Annotated in this window: 19 protein-coding genes, 1 tRNA gene and 1 pseudogene; 13 read left to right on the forward strand and 8 right to left on the reverse strand. The window is 65.6% G+C overall.

Annotated elements, in window-relative coordinates; all coding sequences use genetic code 11:
- Positions 1–90: 90 nt before the first annotated feature.
- The 4 genes from H3Z74_RS18535 (at position 91) to H3Z74_RS18550 (ending at position 1,959) form a co-directional block, all read left to right on the forward strand.
- Positions 91–711, forward strand: coding sequence for a Maf family protein (locus H3Z74_RS18535; protein WP_187761041.1), 621 nt, complete (start codon positions 91–93; stop codon positions 709–711).
- Positions 704–1,660, forward strand: coding sequence for a ribonuclease (locus H3Z74_RS18540; protein ID WP_187761042.1), 957 nt, complete (start codon positions 704–706; stop codon positions 1,658–1,660). Before H3Z74_RS18535 ends, H3Z74_RS18540 begins: the two co-directional genes overlap by 8 nt.
- Positions 1,657–1,851, forward strand: coding sequence for a DNA gyrase inhibitor YacG (locus tag H3Z74_RS18545; RefSeq protein WP_187761043.1), 195 nt, complete (start codon positions 1,657–1,659; stop codon positions 1,849–1,851). The genes H3Z74_RS18540 and H3Z74_RS18545 overlap by 4 nt, the downstream gene beginning before the upstream one ends.
- A gap of 32 nt (positions 1,852–1,883) precedes the next feature.
- Positions 1,884–1,959: transfer RNA gene (locus H3Z74_RS18550), tRNA-Phe, on the forward strand.
- A 23-nt stretch (positions 1,960–1,982) separates the two neighbouring features.
- On the opposite strand, the gene H3Z74_RS18555 is transcribed toward H3Z74_RS18550, so the two are convergent.
- Positions 1,983–2,513: a GNAT family N-acetyltransferase gene (locus tag H3Z74_RS18555; RefSeq protein WP_187761044.1), complete on the reverse strand. Its 531-nt coding sequence runs from the start codon at positions 2,511–2,513 to the stop codon at positions 1,983–1,985.
- Positions 2,483–3,094, reverse strand: coding sequence for a TetR/AcrR family transcriptional regulator (locus H3Z74_RS18560; protein ID WP_187761045.1), 612 nt, complete (start codon positions 3,092–3,094; stop codon positions 2,483–2,485). The genes H3Z74_RS18555 and H3Z74_RS18560 overlap by 31 nt, the downstream gene beginning before the upstream one ends.
- A 95-nt stretch (positions 3,095–3,189) precedes the next feature.
- On the opposite strand from H3Z74_RS18560, the gene H3Z74_RS18565 reads away from it, so the two are divergent.
- From H3Z74_RS18565 to H3Z74_RS18580, 4 genes are all read left to right on the forward strand, one after another.
- A complete protein-coding gene (locus H3Z74_RS18565; RefSeq protein ID WP_187761046.1) occupies positions 3,190–3,939 on the forward strand; it encodes an SDR family NAD(P)-dependent oxidoreductase in 750 nt (249 codons plus the stop codon).
- Between the two features lie 355 nt (positions 3,940–4,294).
- Complete coding sequence (locus tag H3Z74_RS18570) at positions 4,295–5,116, forward strand: MFS transporter (protein WP_187761047.1); 822 nt, start codon at positions 4,295–4,297, stop codon at positions 5,114–5,116.
- Positions 5,117–5,160: 44 nt separating this feature from the next.
- The gene (locus H3Z74_RS18575) at positions 5,161–6,669 is read left to right on the forward strand and encodes a L,D-transpeptidase family protein (RefSeq protein WP_187764399.1); all 1,509 of its coding nucleotides are present in this window, start codon (positions 5,161–5,163) and stop codon (positions 6,667–6,669) included.
- A gap of 40 nt (positions 6,670–6,709) precedes the next feature.
- Positions 6,710–7,045, forward strand: a complete 336-nt coding sequence (locus H3Z74_RS18580) for a hypothetical protein (RefSeq protein WP_187761048.1) — start codon at positions 6,710–6,712, stop codon at positions 7,043–7,045.
- A gap of 50 nt (positions 7,046–7,095) precedes the next feature.
- Here H3Z74_RS18580 and H3Z74_RS18585 read toward each other — a convergent pair whose 3' ends face one another.
- A complete protein-coding gene (locus H3Z74_RS18585) occupies positions 7,096–7,746 on the reverse strand; it encodes a hypothetical protein (RefSeq protein WP_187761049.1) in 651 nt (216 codons plus the stop codon).
- A gap of 181 nt (positions 7,747–7,927) precedes the next feature.
- On the opposite strand from H3Z74_RS18585, the gene H3Z74_RS18590 reads away from it, so the two are divergent.
- Entirely contained in the window at positions 7,928–9,316 is a 1,389-nt protein-coding gene (locus H3Z74_RS18590) for a M20/M25/M40 family metallo-hydrolase (RefSeq protein WP_187761050.1), read from the forward strand.
- Between the two features lie 126 nt (positions 9,317–9,442).
- On the opposite strand, the gene H3Z74_RS18595 is transcribed toward H3Z74_RS18590, so the two are convergent.
- Positions 9,443–10,036, reverse strand: a complete 594-nt coding sequence (locus tag H3Z74_RS18595) for a TetR family transcriptional regulator C-terminal domain-containing protein (RefSeq protein WP_187761051.1) — start codon at positions 10,034–10,036, stop codon at positions 9,443–9,445.
- An 84-nt stretch (positions 10,037–10,120) separates the two neighbouring features.
- Between H3Z74_RS18595 and H3Z74_RS18600 the strand changes: the two genes are divergently transcribed.
- Positions 10,121–11,305 carry an aromatic ring-hydroxylating oxygenase subunit alpha gene (locus tag H3Z74_RS18600; RefSeq protein WP_187761052.1) on the forward strand — a complete coding sequence of 395 codons (1,185 nt, stop codon included), beginning with the start codon at positions 10,121–10,123 and terminating at the stop codon, positions 11,303–11,305.
- Positions 11,306–11,409: 104 nt separating this feature from the next.
- Complete coding sequence (locus tag H3Z74_RS18605) at positions 11,410–13,017, forward strand: phytoene desaturase family protein (RefSeq protein ID WP_187761053.1); 1,608 nt, start codon at positions 11,410–11,412, stop codon at positions 13,015–13,017.
- A gap of 10 nt (positions 13,018–13,027) precedes the next feature.
- Here H3Z74_RS18605 and H3Z74_RS18610 read toward each other — a convergent pair whose 3' ends face one another.
- Together H3Z74_RS18610 and H3Z74_RS18615 are read right to left on the reverse strand one after the other, a co-directional pair.
- Entirely contained in the window at positions 13,028–13,465 is a 438-nt protein-coding gene (locus H3Z74_RS18610) for a hypothetical protein (protein ID WP_187761054.1), read from the reverse strand.
- A 10-nt stretch (positions 13,466–13,475) separates the two neighbouring features.
- Complete coding sequence (locus tag H3Z74_RS18615; protein WP_187761055.1) at positions 13,476–13,721, reverse strand: hypothetical protein; 246 nt, start codon at positions 13,719–13,721, stop codon at positions 13,476–13,478.
- A gap of 294 nt (positions 13,722–14,015) precedes the next feature.
- Between H3Z74_RS18615 and H3Z74_RS18620 the strand changes: the two genes are divergently transcribed.
- Positions 14,016–14,741, forward strand: a complete 726-nt coding sequence (locus H3Z74_RS18620; protein ID WP_187761056.1) for a helix-turn-helix transcriptional regulator — start codon at positions 14,016–14,018, stop codon at positions 14,739–14,741.
- An 8-nt stretch (positions 14,742–14,749) separates the two neighbouring features.
- On the opposite strand, the gene H3Z74_RS24665 is transcribed toward H3Z74_RS18620, so the two are convergent.
- Both H3Z74_RS24665 and H3Z74_RS24670 read right to left on the reverse strand, forming a co-directional pair.
- Positions 14,750–15,148: an APC family permease gene (locus tag H3Z74_RS24665; protein WP_268234747.1), complete on the reverse strand. Its 399-nt coding sequence runs from the start codon at positions 15,146–15,148 to the stop codon at positions 14,750–14,752.
- A 53-nt stretch (positions 15,149–15,201) separates the two neighbouring features.
- Positions 15,202–16,041, reverse strand: a pseudogene (locus H3Z74_RS24670) (amino acid permease); the annotation flags it as partial.
- Between the two features lie 507 nt (positions 16,042–16,548).
- On the opposite strand from H3Z74_RS24670, the gene H3Z74_RS18630 reads away from it, so the two are divergent.
- Positions 16,549–18,141 carry a tetratricopeptide repeat-containing sulfotransferase family protein gene (locus tag H3Z74_RS18630; RefSeq protein WP_187761057.1) on the forward strand — a complete coding sequence of 531 codons (1,593 nt, stop codon included), beginning with the start codon at positions 16,549–16,551 and terminating at the stop codon, positions 18,139–18,141.
- Positions 18,142–18,296 lie beyond the last annotated feature (155 nt).

An 18,296-nucleotide genomic window follows, 5' to 3' on the forward strand; every position in this document is an offset into this window, starting at 1 on the left:
GCTTGTCGAAGGGCCGCTCTTCTTTCCGACATCCGGAAGAAGAAAGAACGGGGCTTCGACAAGCTCAGCACGAACGGATTGTTGTTCGCCATGACGTCGCCCTCCACTCCCAAGCTCGTCCTCGCGTCGACCAGTCCGCGCCGGCTGGAGCTGCTTGCCCGGATCGGTATCGTCCCGGATCGCATCGCCGCGCCCGATATCGACGAGGACCCGGCCAAGGGCGAGGAACCACGTGTCTATGTCGAGCGCATCGCAGCCGCCAAGGCGCATGCGGTCGATCGTGCGCCGGGCGAGGTGATCCTGGCCGGCGACACGACCATCGCGGTCGGCCAGCGCATTCTCGGCAAGCCCGAGGACGAAGCCGATCTGCGGCGCATGCTCGGCCTGCTCTCCGGTCGCCGTCACCATTGCCTGTCGGCGGTATGCGTGATCGACGCGGCGGGAAAGGTGCGCACCCGCCTGTCCGACACGATCGTCGCGTTCAAGCCGCTCAGCCGCGAGGATATCGACGCCTATGTCGCCAGCGGCGAAGGCATGGGCAAGGCCGGCGGCTATGCCATTCAGGGTCGCGCGGAAACCTGGGTGCGCTTCCTCTCCGGCAGCCATTCGGGCGTGGTCGGATTGCCCTTGTTCGAGACGCGTGCGCTGCTGACCAGCGCTGGCCTGCCCCTGCTTCAGCAGGGGATTCCACAAGGGCGGCCCCTTGCCTGAATGGCTCTATGAAGCCGGCATCGGCGAACAGCGCGCCGTGCTGGTCGAAGGCGACACGATCATCATGGCGCGGATCGAACCCGACAGCATCGGCCCGCTGGTCGGCACCGTCGCGGTTGCGCGCCTGGTCGACATCACAATCAAGGGCCGCGAAGGCCGGGTCATATTCGATGATGGTGCGGAGGCCCTGCTCTCCCCGCTTCCCGCCGGCATCACCCAGGGCGCCAGGCTGAGCGTCGAAATCATCCGCGAGGCCATTCCCGAACCCGGCCGCGCCAAGCTTGCCCGCTGTGCCCCAAGCGATTCGCCCCCTGTCACCGGCGCGGACCTGCTCGCGCGGATCACCGCCACTGGCCACCCGGTCCGGCAATGCCGCGCACATGAAGCCGATCATCTCGAGGCGGCGGGCTGGTCCGAAATACTGGAAGAAGCGACCAACGGGGAGATTGATTTTGCCGGCGGCGCGCTGCGCATGACGCCGACCCCGGCGATGACCCTGTTCGATGTCGATGGCGGCGGACCGCTTGAGCCGCTTGCCATTGCCGCAGCGCATGCCGTCGCGGCCGCGATCCTGCGCCATGATATCGGCGGATCGATCGGCATCGACTTTCCGACGCTCGCCGGCAAGGCCGCGCGCCAGGCCGTCGCCGCCGCGATCGACGCGGCTTTGCCGCTGCCGTTCGAGCGCACCGCGATGAATGGCTTCGGTTTTCTGCAGATCGTCCGCCCGCGCACCCGCGCATCGCTGCCCGAGCGGTTGCGCGCCGATCCCGCCGGCGCCGAGACGCGCGCGCTGCTGCGGATGATCGAGCGTATTCCCCCGCCGGCCCCGCGACACCATATCGTACCCCGACGCGTCAGCGACCTGCTGGCGACGCGGCGCGACTGGCGCGATGCGCTGGCCCGCCGTACCGGCGTCGAGCCGATATTCGAGACGAGAGAGATATGAAGAAAATCGCCTGCCCGATCTGCGGCAAGCCCCCGAGCGACACACACAAGCCGTTCTGCGGCCAGGGGTGCCGCGACCGCGACCTGCTGCAATGGCTCGGCGAGGGCTATCGCATTCCCGCCGGCCCGGCCGATCCGGAAGCGGAAAATGACGCCCAGACCGGACTGGACACCGCCGATAACGATGACTAAGAGGCCGCCTCCTGTCGGATATATCCGGCAGCGCCCGAGTAGCTCAGTTGGTAGAGCACACGATTGAAAATCGTGGTGTCGGTGGTTCGAACCCGCCCTCGGGCACCATTTTTCCCTGGTGCCGTCACAAGTCAGGATCCGAACTGGTACAGGTCGGAGTCCGGGTCGCCGTCATGGCCGCGCGCTGCCAGCGTGAATCCGCGTCCGGTCAGCAGCCGGACCGAGATCAGGTTGCGCGGATCGACCGTCGCGCGGACCGGATCGATGCCGCGTCCGACCGCGAATTCAACCAGCGCCGACAGAATTTCGCCGCCATAGCCTCGCCGCCAGAACGCGCGGGCCAGACCGTAGATGATCTCCTGCGATCCGTCCGCCGGTCGCGCGACCCCGGCCCAGCCGATCATCAGCCCGTCCTCCTTTCGCACCACCGCCCCGGTGCCATAGCCGTGGCGGGCGAGGTTCTCGGCCGACCTGACCACCCACAAGGCCGCATCCTCGGCCGACAGCGCAGTGCCGTCATCGACGAATCGCGCCACCAGCGGGTCGGCGAACAATGCCACCAGAGTCACCGCGTCGGTTGCTACGAAAGGCCGGATGATCAGGCGCGGCGTTTCCAGCCTGCCGTCCCGGATCATGCGCCCGCGTCCCGCGACGCGGCGCATGACCGCCGGCCGGCAATGGCGATCGATTCGAGCGTCGCGGCGTCCGCACCGTCACGAGCGACGATCGACATGCCGTGCTGGAGCGAGGCGTAAAAGGCGGCGGCAGCGGCACAATCGAACTGCGTCGGCAATTGCCGGTCCGCCACGGCGCGCTCGAATCGCCGCCGCAGCTGGTCCAGGTTCATCGCGCGGTGACGCTTCAACGTGTCGCACACCGGGTGGCTCGATGGCCCGGCCGAGCGGGCGCCGAGCACGATCATGCAGCCCCTGGGCGTCGCTTCATCGCTGTACGAGCGCGCGGTGTTCATCAGGAAAGCACCGATCGCGTCGACGATATCGGGCTCACGGTCCAGCGCTTCCCAGATTTCGGTCCCGACACAGCCCTTGTAACGATCGACCGCCTCGCGAAACAGCGCCTCCTTGCTGCCGAATGCGGCGTAGAGGCTGGGCGAGGCGATGCCCATGGCATCGGTCAGGTCGGTCATCGACGTCTCTTCGAAGCCATTCTCCCAGAACAGCTCCATCGCTCGCTGCAACGCCGCGTCACGGTCGAATGCCCGGGGGCGGCCACGTCTTTCCATTGCTCAACTCTTTTTGTGTCATCCATTACAATAATCGGTTGACGCGTGGTTGCAAGGCGTTGCAGGAATTCTGTGTTGATCGACACACAAAAGGAATGAGCATGGAAAATCTCGGTGGAAAAGTGGCTTTGGTCACTGGCGGCAGCCGTGGGATCGGCGCTGCGATCGCCAAGCGGCTGGCGCGGGACGGTGCGGCCGTCGCCATCACCTATGTGCGGGGCGCCGGGCCGGCACAGCAGGTCGTGCAGGCGATCGAGGAAGCGGGTGGCCGCGCGCTGGCGATTCAAAGCGACAATCGCGATCCCGTCGCCGTCGAGGCGGCCGTGGCGGAGGTCGCGCACGCCTTTGGCCGGATCGATATCCTGGTCAATAATGCCGGCATCTTTCACGCCGCGCCGATCGCCGATCTGACCGCGAGCGATTTCGACGACACCATGGCGGTCAATGTCCGCGCCGCCTTTGTCGCGGCGCGTGCGGCGCTGGCCGTGATGCCCGATGGCGGGCGAATCGTGTCGATCGGCAGCAATCTGGCGCTGCGCGCGCCACATCCCGGGCTCAGCCTCTATACCGCAAGCAAGGCAGCGATCGGCGGCCTGACCATTGCGCTGGCACGCGAGCTGGGGCCGCGGCGCATCACCGTCAATGTCGTGCACCCCGGTTCGACCAATACCGACATGAACCCGAAGGACGGGCCCGGCGCGGCGCATCAGACCGAATTGATGGCCAATCCCACCGGCTTTTCCGACCCGGGCGAAGTCGCCGATATCGTCGCCTATCTCGCCTCGGACGCCGCGCGGTCGGTGACCGGCGCCGCCTGGACGATCGACAACGGCGCCAGCATATGACCGATGCCGGCACCGGGGCAGCACCGGCGTCACGCCTGGAATCTTCTGTCCTGGTTGCCGGCGCGGCGATGGTGGTCGCGACCGAATTCACCCTGGTCGGCATCTCGCCCTATATCGCCGCCGAAATGGAGCTGACGCTCCGACAGGCGGCGGGCTTCATGACCAGCTTCGCGCTCGGCTCGGCGATCGTCGGGCCGTTCGCGGCGTCGCTGACCCGGCATCTGCGTGCCGACCATGCGCTGATCCTCAGCCTGACCCCTTTCGTCCTGAGCGCCGTCCTGCCGCTGCTGGGGGATCCCATCGGCTTTGGCATGCTTCGATTCGTCCAGGGGCTGCGCTGCCGCTATTCATCGGCGTGGCCACCAATGCGCTCGCCCGGCTGCACGGCGATGACGCGGTGGCGACGTCGCGCATCTATCTCGGCGTGGCGATCGGCGCGCTGCTGGCGGCGCCGCTGGGCGTCGCGGTCGCGGCCTGGTTCGGCTGGACCCGATTCTTCCTGATGCTGGGACTGGTCGCCGCAGCGATCGCCGTGGCGGTCGCGCTGCTGCCCCGCCTGCGGCTCACGTCGAGCGCCGGGGAGCGAGTCGGCGCACGGCGGATCCTGTTCCGCCGCTCGGTACAGGCTCAGGCCGCGCTGACCTTGATCCAGTTCGCCGCCATGTTCTGTCTCTACGCCTTTATCGCGCCGATCCTGACCGCCTCGCATGTCGGCCCCGCCGCCGCTTCGGGCTGGCTGCTGCTCTTCGGCCTGGCCGGGATCGCCGGGACCATGATCGCCGGATATGCCACCGGCCGCGCTCTCGGTACGGCCGCCATCGCCATCGCCGCGCTGCTTGTCCTGCCCGGACTGTTGCTTCAGTTTCTCCCGCTTTCGCCGTTCGCGCTGCTCCTCTCACTGTCGCTGTGGGGAATGGCGCATTCAGCGGCGTTCGTGGTGTGTCAGCTCCGCATGACGCGCGCCGCGCCGCAAGCGCCGCGCCTGGCCGCGGCGCTCAACATCTCCGCTGCCAATCTCGGCATTGCGCTCGGGACCAGCATTGGCGGCTGGAGCGTGGCGCTGGGCGGGATGGCGGCATTGGGCGGGACGGCCGCCCTACTGGGCCTGATCGCGCTGGCCGGGGCATGGCGCGTGGCGCGCGATTTGCCTTCGTCCGTTCATCCTGCCGCAGTATGAGCTTTCTATATCGCGCGTTCCTTGGCAGAGGTTCGGACATGAGTATGCTTTACGATCAGGGATGTATCCTGGCCTCCACCGCCGGCCCCTTCACCATCGGTCGACGCCTTTTGACCGGGGCATTGGCCGCGTCGCTCTTGGCCGCGCCAGCCACGGCGCAGCAAGTGCCGCAACGCGTCGCCCCGCCGCCAGTGGTGCCGACAGTGCCGGCCCAACCGAGCATGGCGCTGCCCGAGCTGACCGATGCGCAGGCGGAACAGCTCGCTGTACTGCTCGACAAGGATTCGGTCGCACAGGGGCTGCGCGCGGATTCGGCGCCACACGCGACCAAGCTCGATCGCGATGCGCTGGTCGGAGCCGCGCTCGACCATGCCAAGGCCGTGCATGCCGGACGGCTCGACACCGCCGATTTCCAGCTCCAATGGGGCATCAGGCCGCAAGCCTATGACCCGCGCCCGGGCTTCATCGACGCGCTGAAGCGCGACCGCCTGGCAGCCTGGATCGCCTCTTTGCCACCACCCTATGCCGGTTATGACGCGCTTGCCGCGGGCCTTGCCCGCTATCATGGTATCGCCGACGCAGGCGGCTGGACGGCACTGAGCGCGGGACCAGAGCTGAAGCTCGGGTCAAGCGGCAAGCAGGTCCTCGCATTGCGCCAGCGCCTGGCGATCGAGGATCCTCAGCTCGATGTGAAAGGCGACAAGTTCGATACTGCATTGTCCGAGGCGGTCAGCCGCGCCCAGCGCCGCTACGGCCTCAACCCGGCAGGCGTGGTCGGCAGCCAGACGATCGCCGCGCTCAATGTGCCGGTCGAAGCGCGCATCCGCCAGATCATGGCCAATATGGAACGGTGGCGCTGGTTACCGGCCCAGATCGAGAAGAACCGCGTCCAGGTGAATATCGCCGCGGCGGTGCTGACCGTATTCGACGGCGATGCGCCGGTGATGTCGATGAAGGCGGTAACCGGGCGGCCCGGTGACGAAACGCCGATGCTGGTCTCGCGCATTCACAGCGTGGTGCTCAATCCACCGTGGAACGTGCCCTCCTCGATCGCCAATCGCGAGCTTTGGCCCAAGGAAAAGAAAAAGCCGGGCTACCTCAAGGCCAATGGTTTCCGGATCATCGACACCGGCGACGGCGGCAAGCGGCTCCAGCAATCCTCGGAGAAGAGCGCGCTGGGCAAGTTCAAGTTCGATTTCGACAACCAGTTCGCGGTCTATCTCCACGACACCCCGGCGCAGGCGGGTTTCTCGCGCTTCGACCGGTTGGCAAGCCATGGCTGCGTGCGGCTCGAAAAGCCGGCCGACCTCGCCAAGCTGCTGATGCGGACGACGCCCGAATGGACGCCGGCCGCGATCGACGCGACGATCGCCGACGGCAAGACCGTGCGCGCGAAGCTGGCCGACCAGGTTGCGGTCTATCTGCTGTACTGGACCGCCTTCGCCAATGCGAACGGGGTGGTGAGCTTCCGCGACGACCCGTATAAATGGGACGGGACGTTGGCGAGCAAGATCGAGGCACGATCGGCCACCCAGGCGCTTGCCGCGCGCTGAGGCCCGATATTTCCGACACGTTTTTTTTCGAGGAATGACGATGAAGACCATCCGCAAAGCCCTGCTTGTCGCCGGCACCGCGTTGCTGGCCGCCGGGCTGGCCGCCTGCTCGGGATCCGAGCCGGCGCCGGCGCCGACCGAGAATAGCGAAGCCATCAGCGAACCGACGCCGGAGCCGAGCGCGTCGCCGACCCCGGAAGCTTCGCCGGTCATCGAAACCAACTCGACCGCCGAGGCCGCGCCGGAGCCCACCGCCGTCGCGCCCGACGAGCAGATGCTCGACGATGCCTCCGCCACCGGCATGACCGCACGCACGTCGCGCGGCGAGCCGGCCACGGACGACACTGCGGCTACGAGCAACGATCAGTCAAAATGACACGATGATCGGAGATGGGTGGGATGAGGCGATCTCAGTCGGTTCGGCGCCTAGCGGAAATCGGTTGGATAGCCGTCGCATTTGACCCATCTCTCGGTTCCCAATCGAGTGTCGAATGCCGCCGGAAGCAGGGTACGCTTTACCCCGCCGCGCCCCGTCTCTACGGATAGGATCAAACAATCCCGACCAGGCTGTCGATAGGGATCCAGCCGGCTGTACAGATCGTCGTCGATGCGCGCCTGGAGCTCTCTGGCTCCCGCATAAGGCTGAAGATTGGCGAAAGGGCCGCCTCGCCCGTTCGAAATGCCCGTTACCACCGCCTGCAGCTGGGACCTTTTCGCGTCATAGCCGAGGAAGCTGTTCTGTTCGACCGCAACGCGAGCATAATAACCGCCGACAACGCCGCCTATAATCAGCAGGAAAAGCATCCCCATCGCATGGCGGAATCGCTGAAAGTCAGTAGCATTGCGAAGGCGATCCATGATCGCCCTTGAGCGGGTAATGGTCACGACCAGTCCAATACCGGCCACAACACCTAGAACCACCCCGACACCGGTCCAAAATGCCGGGATATGATCGATCAATGTGCCCCGATGAAACAGCGGCTCGCAGACGAGGCAGATCGCGCCGGTCGCGGCGGCAATGATGGACTTGCGACGCCCGGTTGGTGATGTGCCGTCATTCAAGTGCGTGGCCTCCATCGCTTTCGCATCTGCAACTCACTGCGCCTTCGTCAAGTGCCGCTTGGTAATCTTTTGCGGCGGGCCTTCCGTATAACGAGGGCGGCACCGGTTTCGCCCGGCAGGAAATGGGCAGCCGCCCCCGTTGACGCGCGCGCTCCGCCCCCTAGCATCGCGCGCTCAACGATAAGGGGTCATACAGATGCGGCACTTGGGTTCGATGGTGGCGGCGCTTGCGCTGATGGCGGGAACGGCACAGGCCAAGGGTGCCGATACCAGCCAGGCCGAAGCGCAGGCGCTGGAGATCACCAAACGCGCGATCGCCTTTCGCACCGTGCAGGGGCCGGGCAACCAGACCCCCGATTATGCCGAATATCTGAAGGGCCTGCTGGTCGCGGGCGGATTCGCCGCTGGCGATGTCACCGTCACCAGGGTCGACGATACCGCAATGCTCGTGGCCTATTATCGCGGCACCGACAGCGCGGCCAAGCCGCTGGTCCTTTCCGGCCATATGGACGTGGTCGAGGCCAAGCCGGCCGACTGGGAGCGCGATCCGTTCACGCCGGTGATCGAGAACGGCTATCTGTTCGGGCGCGGCGCCACCGACATGAAGCTCGACGGGGCGGAAGTGGTCGCGACCCTGCTGCAGCTCAAGCGCGACGGGTTCAAACCGCGTCGCGACATCGTCATCGCCTATTCGGGCGATGAGGAAACGACGATGAAGACTACCCAGGCGCTGGCGGCGCAATTTGCCAATGCCGAGCTGGTGCTCAATGCCGATGGCGGCGGCGGGTCGCTGGCCGAGGACGGCCATCCGCAATTCTTCACGCTGCAGGGCGCGGAGAAGACCTATGCCGATTTCCAGCTCGAATTCACCAATCCCGGCGGCCATTCGAGCGCGCCGCGCAAGATCAACGCGATCTACCAGCTCGCGCGGGTGCTCGACCGGATCGGCGCCTATCAGTTCACGCCGCAGGCCGATGCACTGACCAAGGCCTTCTTCACCGAAGCCGCCAAGCAGCAGACCGGCGAGACGGCGGCGGCGATGCGCGCCTTTGCCGCCGACCAGAGCGACAAGGCGGCGATCGCGACGCTGAGCGCCAACCCCTCCTATATCGGTCAGATCGGTACGACCTGCGTCGCGACGATGCTGAGCGGCGGCCATGCGATCAATGCGCTGCCGCAGCGTGCGACCGCCTTGATCAATTGCCGCATCTTCCCCGGCGTGAAGGTCGAGGATGTGCAGGCGAAGCTGGTCGAAGTCGCGGCGGACCCGGCGATGACGATCAAATATGTCGAGATGGGCACCATCCCCAATGACGCGTCGCCAATGCGGCCCGATGTGATGAAGGCGGTCAGGAAGGCGCTCGATATCGGCTACAAGGGCGTGCCGATCATTCCCGGCATGTCGGCCGGGGCGAGCGATTCGATGTGGTTCCGCAGCCGCGGCATTCCCAGCTACGGCGTCAGCCCGACCTTCATCAAGGATTCGGATTCGTTCAGCCACGGCCTCAACGAACGCACGCCGCTGGCCAATCTCAAGCCGTCCATGGCCTATTGGAAATCGCTGATCACGGATCTTTCCAGGTAAGGCTCGAGAACTATCCTCTTCCCGTTCGTGCTGAGCTTGTCGAAGTACCGCCCTTCTTCGCAACCGTCGAAAAAGAAGAACGGCCCTTCGACAAGCTCAGGGCGAACGGGTGAGGTGTAGTTCTCTTTAACCCAACAGCGCCGCGATCTGGCGTCCGGCTATGCCGCGCGCCTCGTCAGCGGTGAAGGTGGTCGGCGAGAGGCAGAGTTCGAGCCATAGCCCGTCGACCAGGGCGGTGATCGCGATCGCGGTCAGGCGCAGATCGCCGGGCGCGACGCCGCAGTCCGCCAGCAACGCCTCCAGGTCGCGGCGATAGGCGGCGTAGATATCGTCATGCAGCATGGCGATCCCCGGCCGCGCCTTGACCAGGCTCCAGAAGGCCAGCCAGGTCGCGAGCAGGCCGGGATCGGCGATCGGTGGATGGAAGCTGGCGGTGACATAGGCGTCGAGCCGCGCGCGCGGATCCGGGCCGGCGGCCGCAACGCCGGCGTCGAGCGCGGTGCTGACCCGCTCACCGACATGCACATAGGTCGCGGCGACCAACGCGTCGACGCCGTCGAAATAATGGCTGACCAGCCCCGGCGACACGCCTGCCTCGACCGCGATCGCCCGGACGGATGCCCCCGCTGCGCCCTGCGAGGCGAGCACCCGGGCGGTCGCCTCGATCAGGCTGAGACGGCGCGCATCGGGTTCGGCGCGGGAGAAGGCAGGCTGAGTCATCGCGCCCTCATAACAGCAATTGCGTTGGAGCGCAGCCTGTTGTACGATCGTTCAACAAGGATCACCCAAAAGCGGGAGGCCGGGATGGCGCATCGTTTTGCCGATATGGAAGCGCATGACCCCGATGCGGACTGGAGCCTGCCCGGTTGGCTCTATACCGATGCGGAATATTTCGACGTCGAGGTGGCACGCGTCATTCGCCCATCGTGGCAGATCGTGTGCCATGTCGGCGATATTCCCAAGGCGGGCGATTACCACACGCTCGATTATGTCGGCGAAAGCGTTCTCGCGGTGCGCGGCGACGATGGCCTGGTCCGTGCGTTCGCCAATGTCTGCCGCCACCGCGCGATGCGGCTGGTCGAAGGACCGCAAGGCTGTGCGAAGAAGCTGATCTGTCCCTATCATGCCTGGGCCTATGAGCTTGACGGGCGCTTGAGCGGCGTGCCGATGCGCGGCGATTATCCGGCGCTCGACATGGCGAAGAATGGACTCGCCCCGATCGGGGTCGAGATCTGGCGCGGCTTCGTGTTCGTGCGGTTGGAAGATGATGGCGGGCTGTCGGTCGCCGAGATGATGGCGCCCTATGACGATCAGGTTGCGCCGTACCGCTTCGAGGAGATGGAGACGATCAGTCCGGTGCGAGCGCGCGAACGGGCAGTTAACTGGAAGAATGTCGGCGACAATTATTCCGACAATCTCCACATCCCGGTCGCGCATGACGGGCTGACCCGGCTGTTCGGCAAAAGCTATGCGATCGAGGCCGAGCCGTGGGTCGACAAGATGTCGGGCCGGCTGGTCGATCGCCCCTCCGCCAATCCATGGGAGCGGTTCTACCAGAAGCATCTGCCCAAGGTGGATCATCTGCCCGAGGAGAATCAGCGACTCTGGCTCTATTTCAAGCTGTGGCCGAACATGGCGTTCGACCTGTACGCCGACCAGATCGATTTCATGCAGTGGCTGCCGCTGACGCCGACCACGACCTTGCTGCGCGAAATGTGCTTTGCGCTGCCGGATGACAGGCGTGAGATGAAGCTGGTGCGCTACGCCAATTGGCGGATCAACCGCACGGTCAATGCCGAGGACACCTGGCTGATCGAGCGCGTGCAGCGCGGCATGGCCTCGCAGACCTATACCGCCGGGCCGATCGGCGCGAGCGAAGTGTGCCTGCGCAGTTTCGCGAAGAAGATCCGGCGGATCTTCCCGGAGGCACGCCAGCACCGCGCGCCTGCGCCGGGCTGGAGCCGCCGGCCTAGGGCAGTGACGGAATAACACCGTCATTCCCGCGAAAGCGGGAATCCCGCTTCTTCTCGACGGTGGGGAAGGCAGCGGGACCCCCGCTTTCGCGGGGGTGACGGGAATTGGGGAAGCAGAGAATGACCAAATCCTACGGCGCATTGATTATCGGCGGCGGGCATAACGGCCTGGTCTGCGCTTTCTATCTCGCCAGGGCGGGCATGAAGGTTCGCGTGCTCGAACGCCGTGACGTGATCGGCGGGGCGTGTGTCACCGAGGAATTCCACCCCGGTTTCCGCAATTCGACCGCCAGCTACACGGTCAGCCTGCTGCGTCCCAAGGTGATCAAGGACATGCGGCTGCACGAGCGCGGCTGGAAGATCATCGAGCGGACCATTTCCAATTTCTTCCCGCATGACGACGGCTATCTCAAGCTCGGCGGCGGGACGGCGCGGACTCAGGCCGAGTTCGCGCGCTTCTCGCCCAAGGATGCCGAGACCTTCCCGAAATATGAGGAAGCGCTGGAGCGGGTCGCCGAAGTGCTGCGCGACATGGCGCTGAAGACGCCGCCCAATGCCGGCGGCGGGATCCGCGCGCTGATCGCCGCAGCGGCGCAAGGACGCAAGCTCACCGGCATGGACATCGAGGCGCAGCGCGACGTGATGGACCTGTTCGTCAAATCGGCGCGCAGCTTCCTCGATAGCTGGTACGAGAACGACTATGTGAAGGCGGCGTTCGGCTTCGACGCGGTGGTCGGCAATTACGCCAGCGTTGACACGCCGGGCTCGGCCTATGTCCTGCTCCACCATGTCTTCGGCGAAGTGAACGGCAAGAAGGGCGCCTGGGGCCATAGCGTCGGCGGCATGGGTGCTATCACCAAGTACATGGCCGAGGCGTGCACCGAGCTGGGCGTCGAGATCAGCCTCGAAGCACCCGTCGCCAAGGTGCTGGTGGACGGCAACCGCGTCACCGGTGTGAAGCTGGAAAGCGGCGAGGAGATCGCGGCCAAGATCGTCGTCGCCAATGTCGGCCCTGCCCTGCTTTATCGCCAGCTGGTCGACCGCGCCGATATGACGCCCGAATTCGCGCGGCGGATGGATAATTTCAAGGCGGGGTCGGGCACGTTCCGGATGAACGTCGCTCTGTCCGAACTGCCCGATTTCTCGGTCCTGCCGGGCAAGGAAGTGGCGGAGCATCACACCTGCGGCATCATCATCTCCCCCACGCTCGATTATATGGACAAGGCATTCACCGATGCGAAGGCCAAGGGCTGGTCGGACGAGCCGATCGTCGAGATGAAGATCCCGACCTCAGTCGATGACAGCCTCGCCCCGCCGGGACAGCATATCGCCAGCCTGTTCTGCCAGCAGTTCGCGCCGGTATTGCCGGACGGCCGGTCATGGGATGATGAGCGCGAAGCGGCGGCCGATTTGATTGTCGATACCGTCACCAAGCATGCGCCCAATTTCAAGGGCTCGATCATCGCGCGGCAGATCCATTCGCCGCTCGATCTGGAGCGCAAGTTCGGGCTGATCGGCGGCGACATCATGCACGGCCATATGTCGCTCGATCAGCTCTGGGCGGCGCGGCCGGTGCTTGGGCATGGCGACTACCGCGCGCCGATCAAAGGGCTCTATATGTGCGGCGCGGGCACGCATCCCGGCGGTGGCGTGACCGGTGCGCCGGGGCACAATGCGGCGCATGAGATATTGCGCGACAAGAGTGTGCTGGGGCGGCTGTTCGGATAGGCCGCTGCGGTCACCAGAAGCGCTGGCGAAGGCGGTTGAGGCGGTCCATCGTCTGCCGCTGCAGGTCGAGCCCCTTCATGCCCGTGACGTGATCGGCCTTATGCTCCTGTTTGCCGAACTCGGCGCCGCGCTCCCCGATCTCGGCGACCAGGCGGTCGTGCCCGGCAAGCAGGCCGCGCCACGGCTCCGCCGCGTCCGAGCCGAGCATGGCGCAGCGATTGACCAATACGGTAAGCTCGATCCGCCATACCGCCCCCCAGCGGCCGAGTTCATCGAGCATCAGGGCATGGATGTCCGCGCGAGGATCCGGCACGGCGAGCATCCGGTCATACAGGGTCGCGAGATCGGCATCGTAGCGCAGCTTGATATCGGCGAGCCGCGCGAGGTGTGCATCGACACCGGATTGCGCCAGTGCCCGTTGCTCTTCGGAGAGCGGTGCGGCGCCCATGTTTCGATCCTCAGCCATTCGGATCGGGCACATGCCCGGTCCCCTTGCATAGATGGCAGGTGAATTTACGATTTCCGTGGCAATGCGGGCATGTCACCTTTCCGCTGCCCTTGCAGTCGGTGCAGGGCGTACGGCCGCTTCCCTTGGTGAAGTCGCCGAACTGCAGTCCCTCCCCCTTGCCGCCGCAGTGCGTGCAGGCGATATATTCCAGGCCGCGCGTGAAATAGCCGGCACCATGGCATTCGGAACAGCTCACGTCCCTGTTCCCTTGGCAACCGGGGCAGGTGATCTCGCCATAGGAACAGTCGTGACAGGGCACCTGCCCATGGACGCAGTCCCGGACCGGGCATTTGATTTCCGCCATGATCGATCGCTCCCATTGCCGCTGCTCGATGCGGCGGGCGTAACCGAGTGGGCGCGATGCAGTCACCTCACGGAATCGAGGGGCGCACCGACCGATCGGTTCTGGATCGGAAAGCCATTGCCGGTGCCGTCTCGCTGGATCACACTCCAGCCATTGGAAGGCCGTCCGCATGGTCCGGAGAAATCGATGCCTGGCGAGATGATGTCGCTGATCGAACCGATTGTCGCCGCACCCGATGCGGCGCGGGCAGCGCGTGTTTTTTCCAGCGCGGCAAAGGCGCTCGGCGTGAGCTATTTCCAGGCGCGGCATTATCGCCGCCCGCCCGGACAGTTGACCGCGGCGCGCCATTGGGCGGCAGGCGGGCTGGTCGAGCGGCGCTGCGTCGCCGGCTGGATCGGCGGGACGAGCCACCGCTATATCTGTTTCGAGGTCAACCCGCTGGTCGAGCCGATCGCACGCGGCATGACGCGCTACCGCTTCAGCGACTTCGCGCCGCGCAAGGATCGCCGCTTCAGCGACTATTGGGACGCGATGAGCGAGGGGCGGATCGGCGACGCGCTTGGCGTGACCGCCTTTGGCTATGACGGCGCGGTCGCATCGCTCCATATCGGCTTTGCCGATCCGGCGATCGAGGATGCGATCGCCGAAGCGCTGTATGTCGCCGGCACGGTCCTGACCGAGCGGCTGTTGCGCGCACCGCTAGCCGTTGGTGAGCATGGCGCCGCGCCACTCAGCGTGCGCGAACGCGATGCGATCGGCTTCGTCGCCGACGGCAAGACCGATTGGGAGATCGCGACGATCATGGGCGTCGCCGAAACCACGGCCCGTTTCCATGTCGACAATGCACGGCGCAAGCTCGGCGCAGTGAACCGGGCGCATGCCGTCGCGCGCCTGATGACGCTTGGATTATGATGCCCCGGCTATGAGGCGGGCGCAGCGCGGCTGTGGCAGACCCAGAGATAGACCGGCAGGCCGGCGACGAGCAGCGCAAGCCCCCAAAGATCCGCTTCCAGCCCAAGGCCATAAACCATCCACAGCACGAACACCGCCGCGATGAGCGACGCGATCTTGAGCGGCAGGTCGTCGGGCAGCAGCCGGATCGCGGCGAGTGCGCTGGCGAGATAGGCAAGCATCCCCGCGGCGAGCGAGACCGAGGCGATAAAAGTGAACAGCTCTCCCATCCCTCGCGCATAATTGGACAGCGCGACCAGAGTGACGAGCACGCCCGAAACCAGATGCGCGCGGACCGGCGTGCCGCGCATGCCTTCCTTGCCGAACCAGGCGGGGAACACGCCGCCCTGCGCCATCGCGCGCGGCACCTCCCCTGCAGCAGGATGAAGCCGTTGAGCGCGCCGAACGCGCTGATCGCGGCGAACAGCGCAGCGAGGTCGGCAGTCCCCGACCCGAGCTCACGGCCGAGGAATTCGGCGATCGGCGCGGGCGAGGCGGCTGTGACCGCCGCCGGCATCAGGAACGCGGTCGCCGCCGAGACGAGCAGATAGACCAGTCCGGTCAGCGCGGTACCGATCAGCGTGACGCGCGGCACGACATGCGCGGCATTGTCGATCTTGTCGGCCGGCACGGTCGCCGATTCCACGCCGAGAAAGCCCCAGAAGGTGATCGCCGCCGCCCCCGCGATCGCGCCGGCGCCGATCGGCACCGGGGGATTGGCGGCAATCGCCCCCGATCCGTCGCGCAGCAGCAGCCAGGCCGCCAGTGCGATGACCCCGACCAGCGGCACCAGCTTCAGCGCCATGGTCACGAACTGCACCCGCCCGGCGAGCCCGACACCGCGGATATTGACCGCGATCAGCCCCCAGATGATCGCCAACGCGGCCAGCGCCGGCGCCTTGCCCAGGACCGGGAAGATCAGACTGAGCGCACTCACCACCGCGACCGCGATCGCCGCATTGCCGGCCCAGATCAGTACCCAATAGCTCCACGCGACGGCAAACCCCGCCGCCGGGCCGAACGCCGCCTGGGTAAAGGCATAGGGACCGCCGGCGATCGGCAGCTTTGCACCGAGCCGCGCGAATACAAAGGCGAGGCACAGCGCGCCGCCGATCGTCACGATCCAGCCGATCATGCCGTTCCAGCCAAGCGGGGCAAGCGTCGCGGGGAGCAGATAGACGCCCGACCCGATCATGTTGCCCATGACCAGAGCGAGGCAGGTCCAGAAACCCAATGCCCGCCGCGATACCGTCTTCCCCATGCGTCTCTCCCCTTGGCGGATATAGTCTTAGGCATTGTTCGTCGGTCTGCGCCAGCAGGTAAGCGGCTTTTCCGAAAGCCGGTTTCGACGGCCATCCCGTCCCGACCTGCCGGGTTCTGCTGGCTGTTATTCGCCAAAAGTGTTTTTTCCGGGCGTTGCGTGGGCTTTTCAAGCGACTTTCTTGGTTGCTTATCAGTGAGTTAAAACAATTTCGATGAGATCAATAACAGCCATGGAACAGCCAGATTAACAGCCAGCGAACAGCCAGGTAACAGCCATGGAACAGCCAGCCATCAGCCAGCGAATAGCCAACGCGCTGGCTGTTCGGGACGTGGACGCTTCGTTCCGGCGGTTCATATTCAGCATGAGAAAGAGCGTGGCGACCGGGATGAACCCGGCCGTCGCGCGCGGGACTGCCACGAACAATTGCCCAGTTGAATCGTCGTGGGAATTGCCGAGCCCACCAGGTCATTCCACCCGCTCCGATCTCGCGCTAAGCAGGGAGGGATGACCTTTGCCGCCGTTCCGACACCCCGCTGGCCACAGCGCCTGATCGACGCCGCGCTGGCGCTGCACGACAACCGCCTGTCCGAGGCCGAGCCGCTGCTCAAGGCGCACCTGAAGGCAGATCCGTTCGACGTGCAGGCGATCCGCATGCTGGCCGAGCTCGCCGGACGGATCGGGCGCTACAAGGATGCGGAGAATCTGCTGCGCCGCGCAGTCGAATTGTCGCCGGACTTCACCGCTGCGCGCGCCAACCTGGCGATCGTGCTCTATCGCCAGAACCGCCCGAACGAGGCGATCGCCGAGCTCGACCTGGTGCTTGAGGAGGAACCCGACAATCCCGGCCATGCCAATCTGAAGGCGGCGGCGCTGGGTCGGATCGGCGGCTTCGACGAGGCGATCGCACTGTACGAAGAGGTGCTGAAATCCGCACCGCGCCAGCCCAAGGTATGGATGTCCTACGGCCATATGCTGAAGACGGTCGGGCGTCAGGCCGATGGGGTCGCCGCCTATCGCCGGTCGATCGCGCTGATGCCCGAACTCGGCGAAGCCTGGTGGAGTCTCGCCAATCTGAAGACCGTGAAGTTCGATGACAATGATATCGCCGCGATGGAGGCAGCGCTCGCCCAGGCCGGTATCTCGGACGAAGATCGCTTCCATCTCGATTTCGCGCTGGGCAAGGCATTCGAGGACCGCAAAGAAGCGGCGGCGGCGTTCGCGCATTACGCGGCCGGCAACACATTGCGGCGGACCAAGATCGTCTATGCTGCCGACGAAACCGGGACATTCGTCGATCGCAGTATCGCGCTCTTCACGCCCGATTTCTTCGCCGCACGCGTAGGCGCGGGTCATGATGCGCGCGATCCGATCTTCATTCTCGGCATGCCGCGCGCGGGATCGACGCTGGTCGAGCAGATCCTGTCGAGCCATTCACTGGTTGAAGGCACATCGGAGCTTCCCGATATTCCAGTCTTCGCGCGGCGCTGGGCCGAGTATCCCGAGCGGCTGGCCGAGGTGCCGCACGAGCGGCTGCGCGAACTCGGCGCGGAATATCTCCAGCGCACCCGCATCCAGCGCCGCACCGACCGGCCCCTGTTCATCGACAAGCTGCCCAACAACTGGGCGCATGTGCCGCTGATCCACCTGATCCTGCCCAACGCGACGATCATCGACGCACGACGCCATCCGCTCGGCTGCTGCTTTTCCAACTACAAGCAGCATTTCGCACGCGGCCAGGCGTTCAGCTATTCGCTCGACGATATGGGGCGTTACTATCGCGACTATGTGCGGCTGATGGCGCATGTCGATGCGGTACTGCCGGGGCGGGTACACCGCGTGATCTACGAAAACATGGTCGACGACACCGACGCCGAGGTGCGCGCGCTGCTCGCTGCGGGCGGGCTGGAATTCGAGCCGGCCTGCCTGGAGTTCCACAAGACCGATCGCGCCGTGCGCACGGCAAGCTCCGAACAGGTGCGCCAGCCCATTTTCCGCGAGGGGACCGAAGCGTGGAAACCGTTCGAGCCATGGCTCGACCCGCTCAAGGCGGCGCTGGGGGATGTGCTTGATACCTATCCGGAGGCGCCGCGCTTCTGACGTCGCGAATCTGGCGAGCCACGCGTCCCGATGCATCCATCGAGCAGAGGACGAGCTGGATATTCTACCAACACAGTAGCGCGCCGGTCGGTGCGGGCGGCCGCTACGGAGGGTCGGCCGATCCCGTCACCCGAGCGTGGCAAAACTGTCACGTC

The sequence above is a fragment of the Sphingomonas alpina genome, from assembly GCF_014490665.1.
GTDB lineage: Bacteria > Pseudomonadota > Alphaproteobacteria > Sphingomonadales > Sphingomonadaceae > Sphingomonas > Sphingomonas alpina.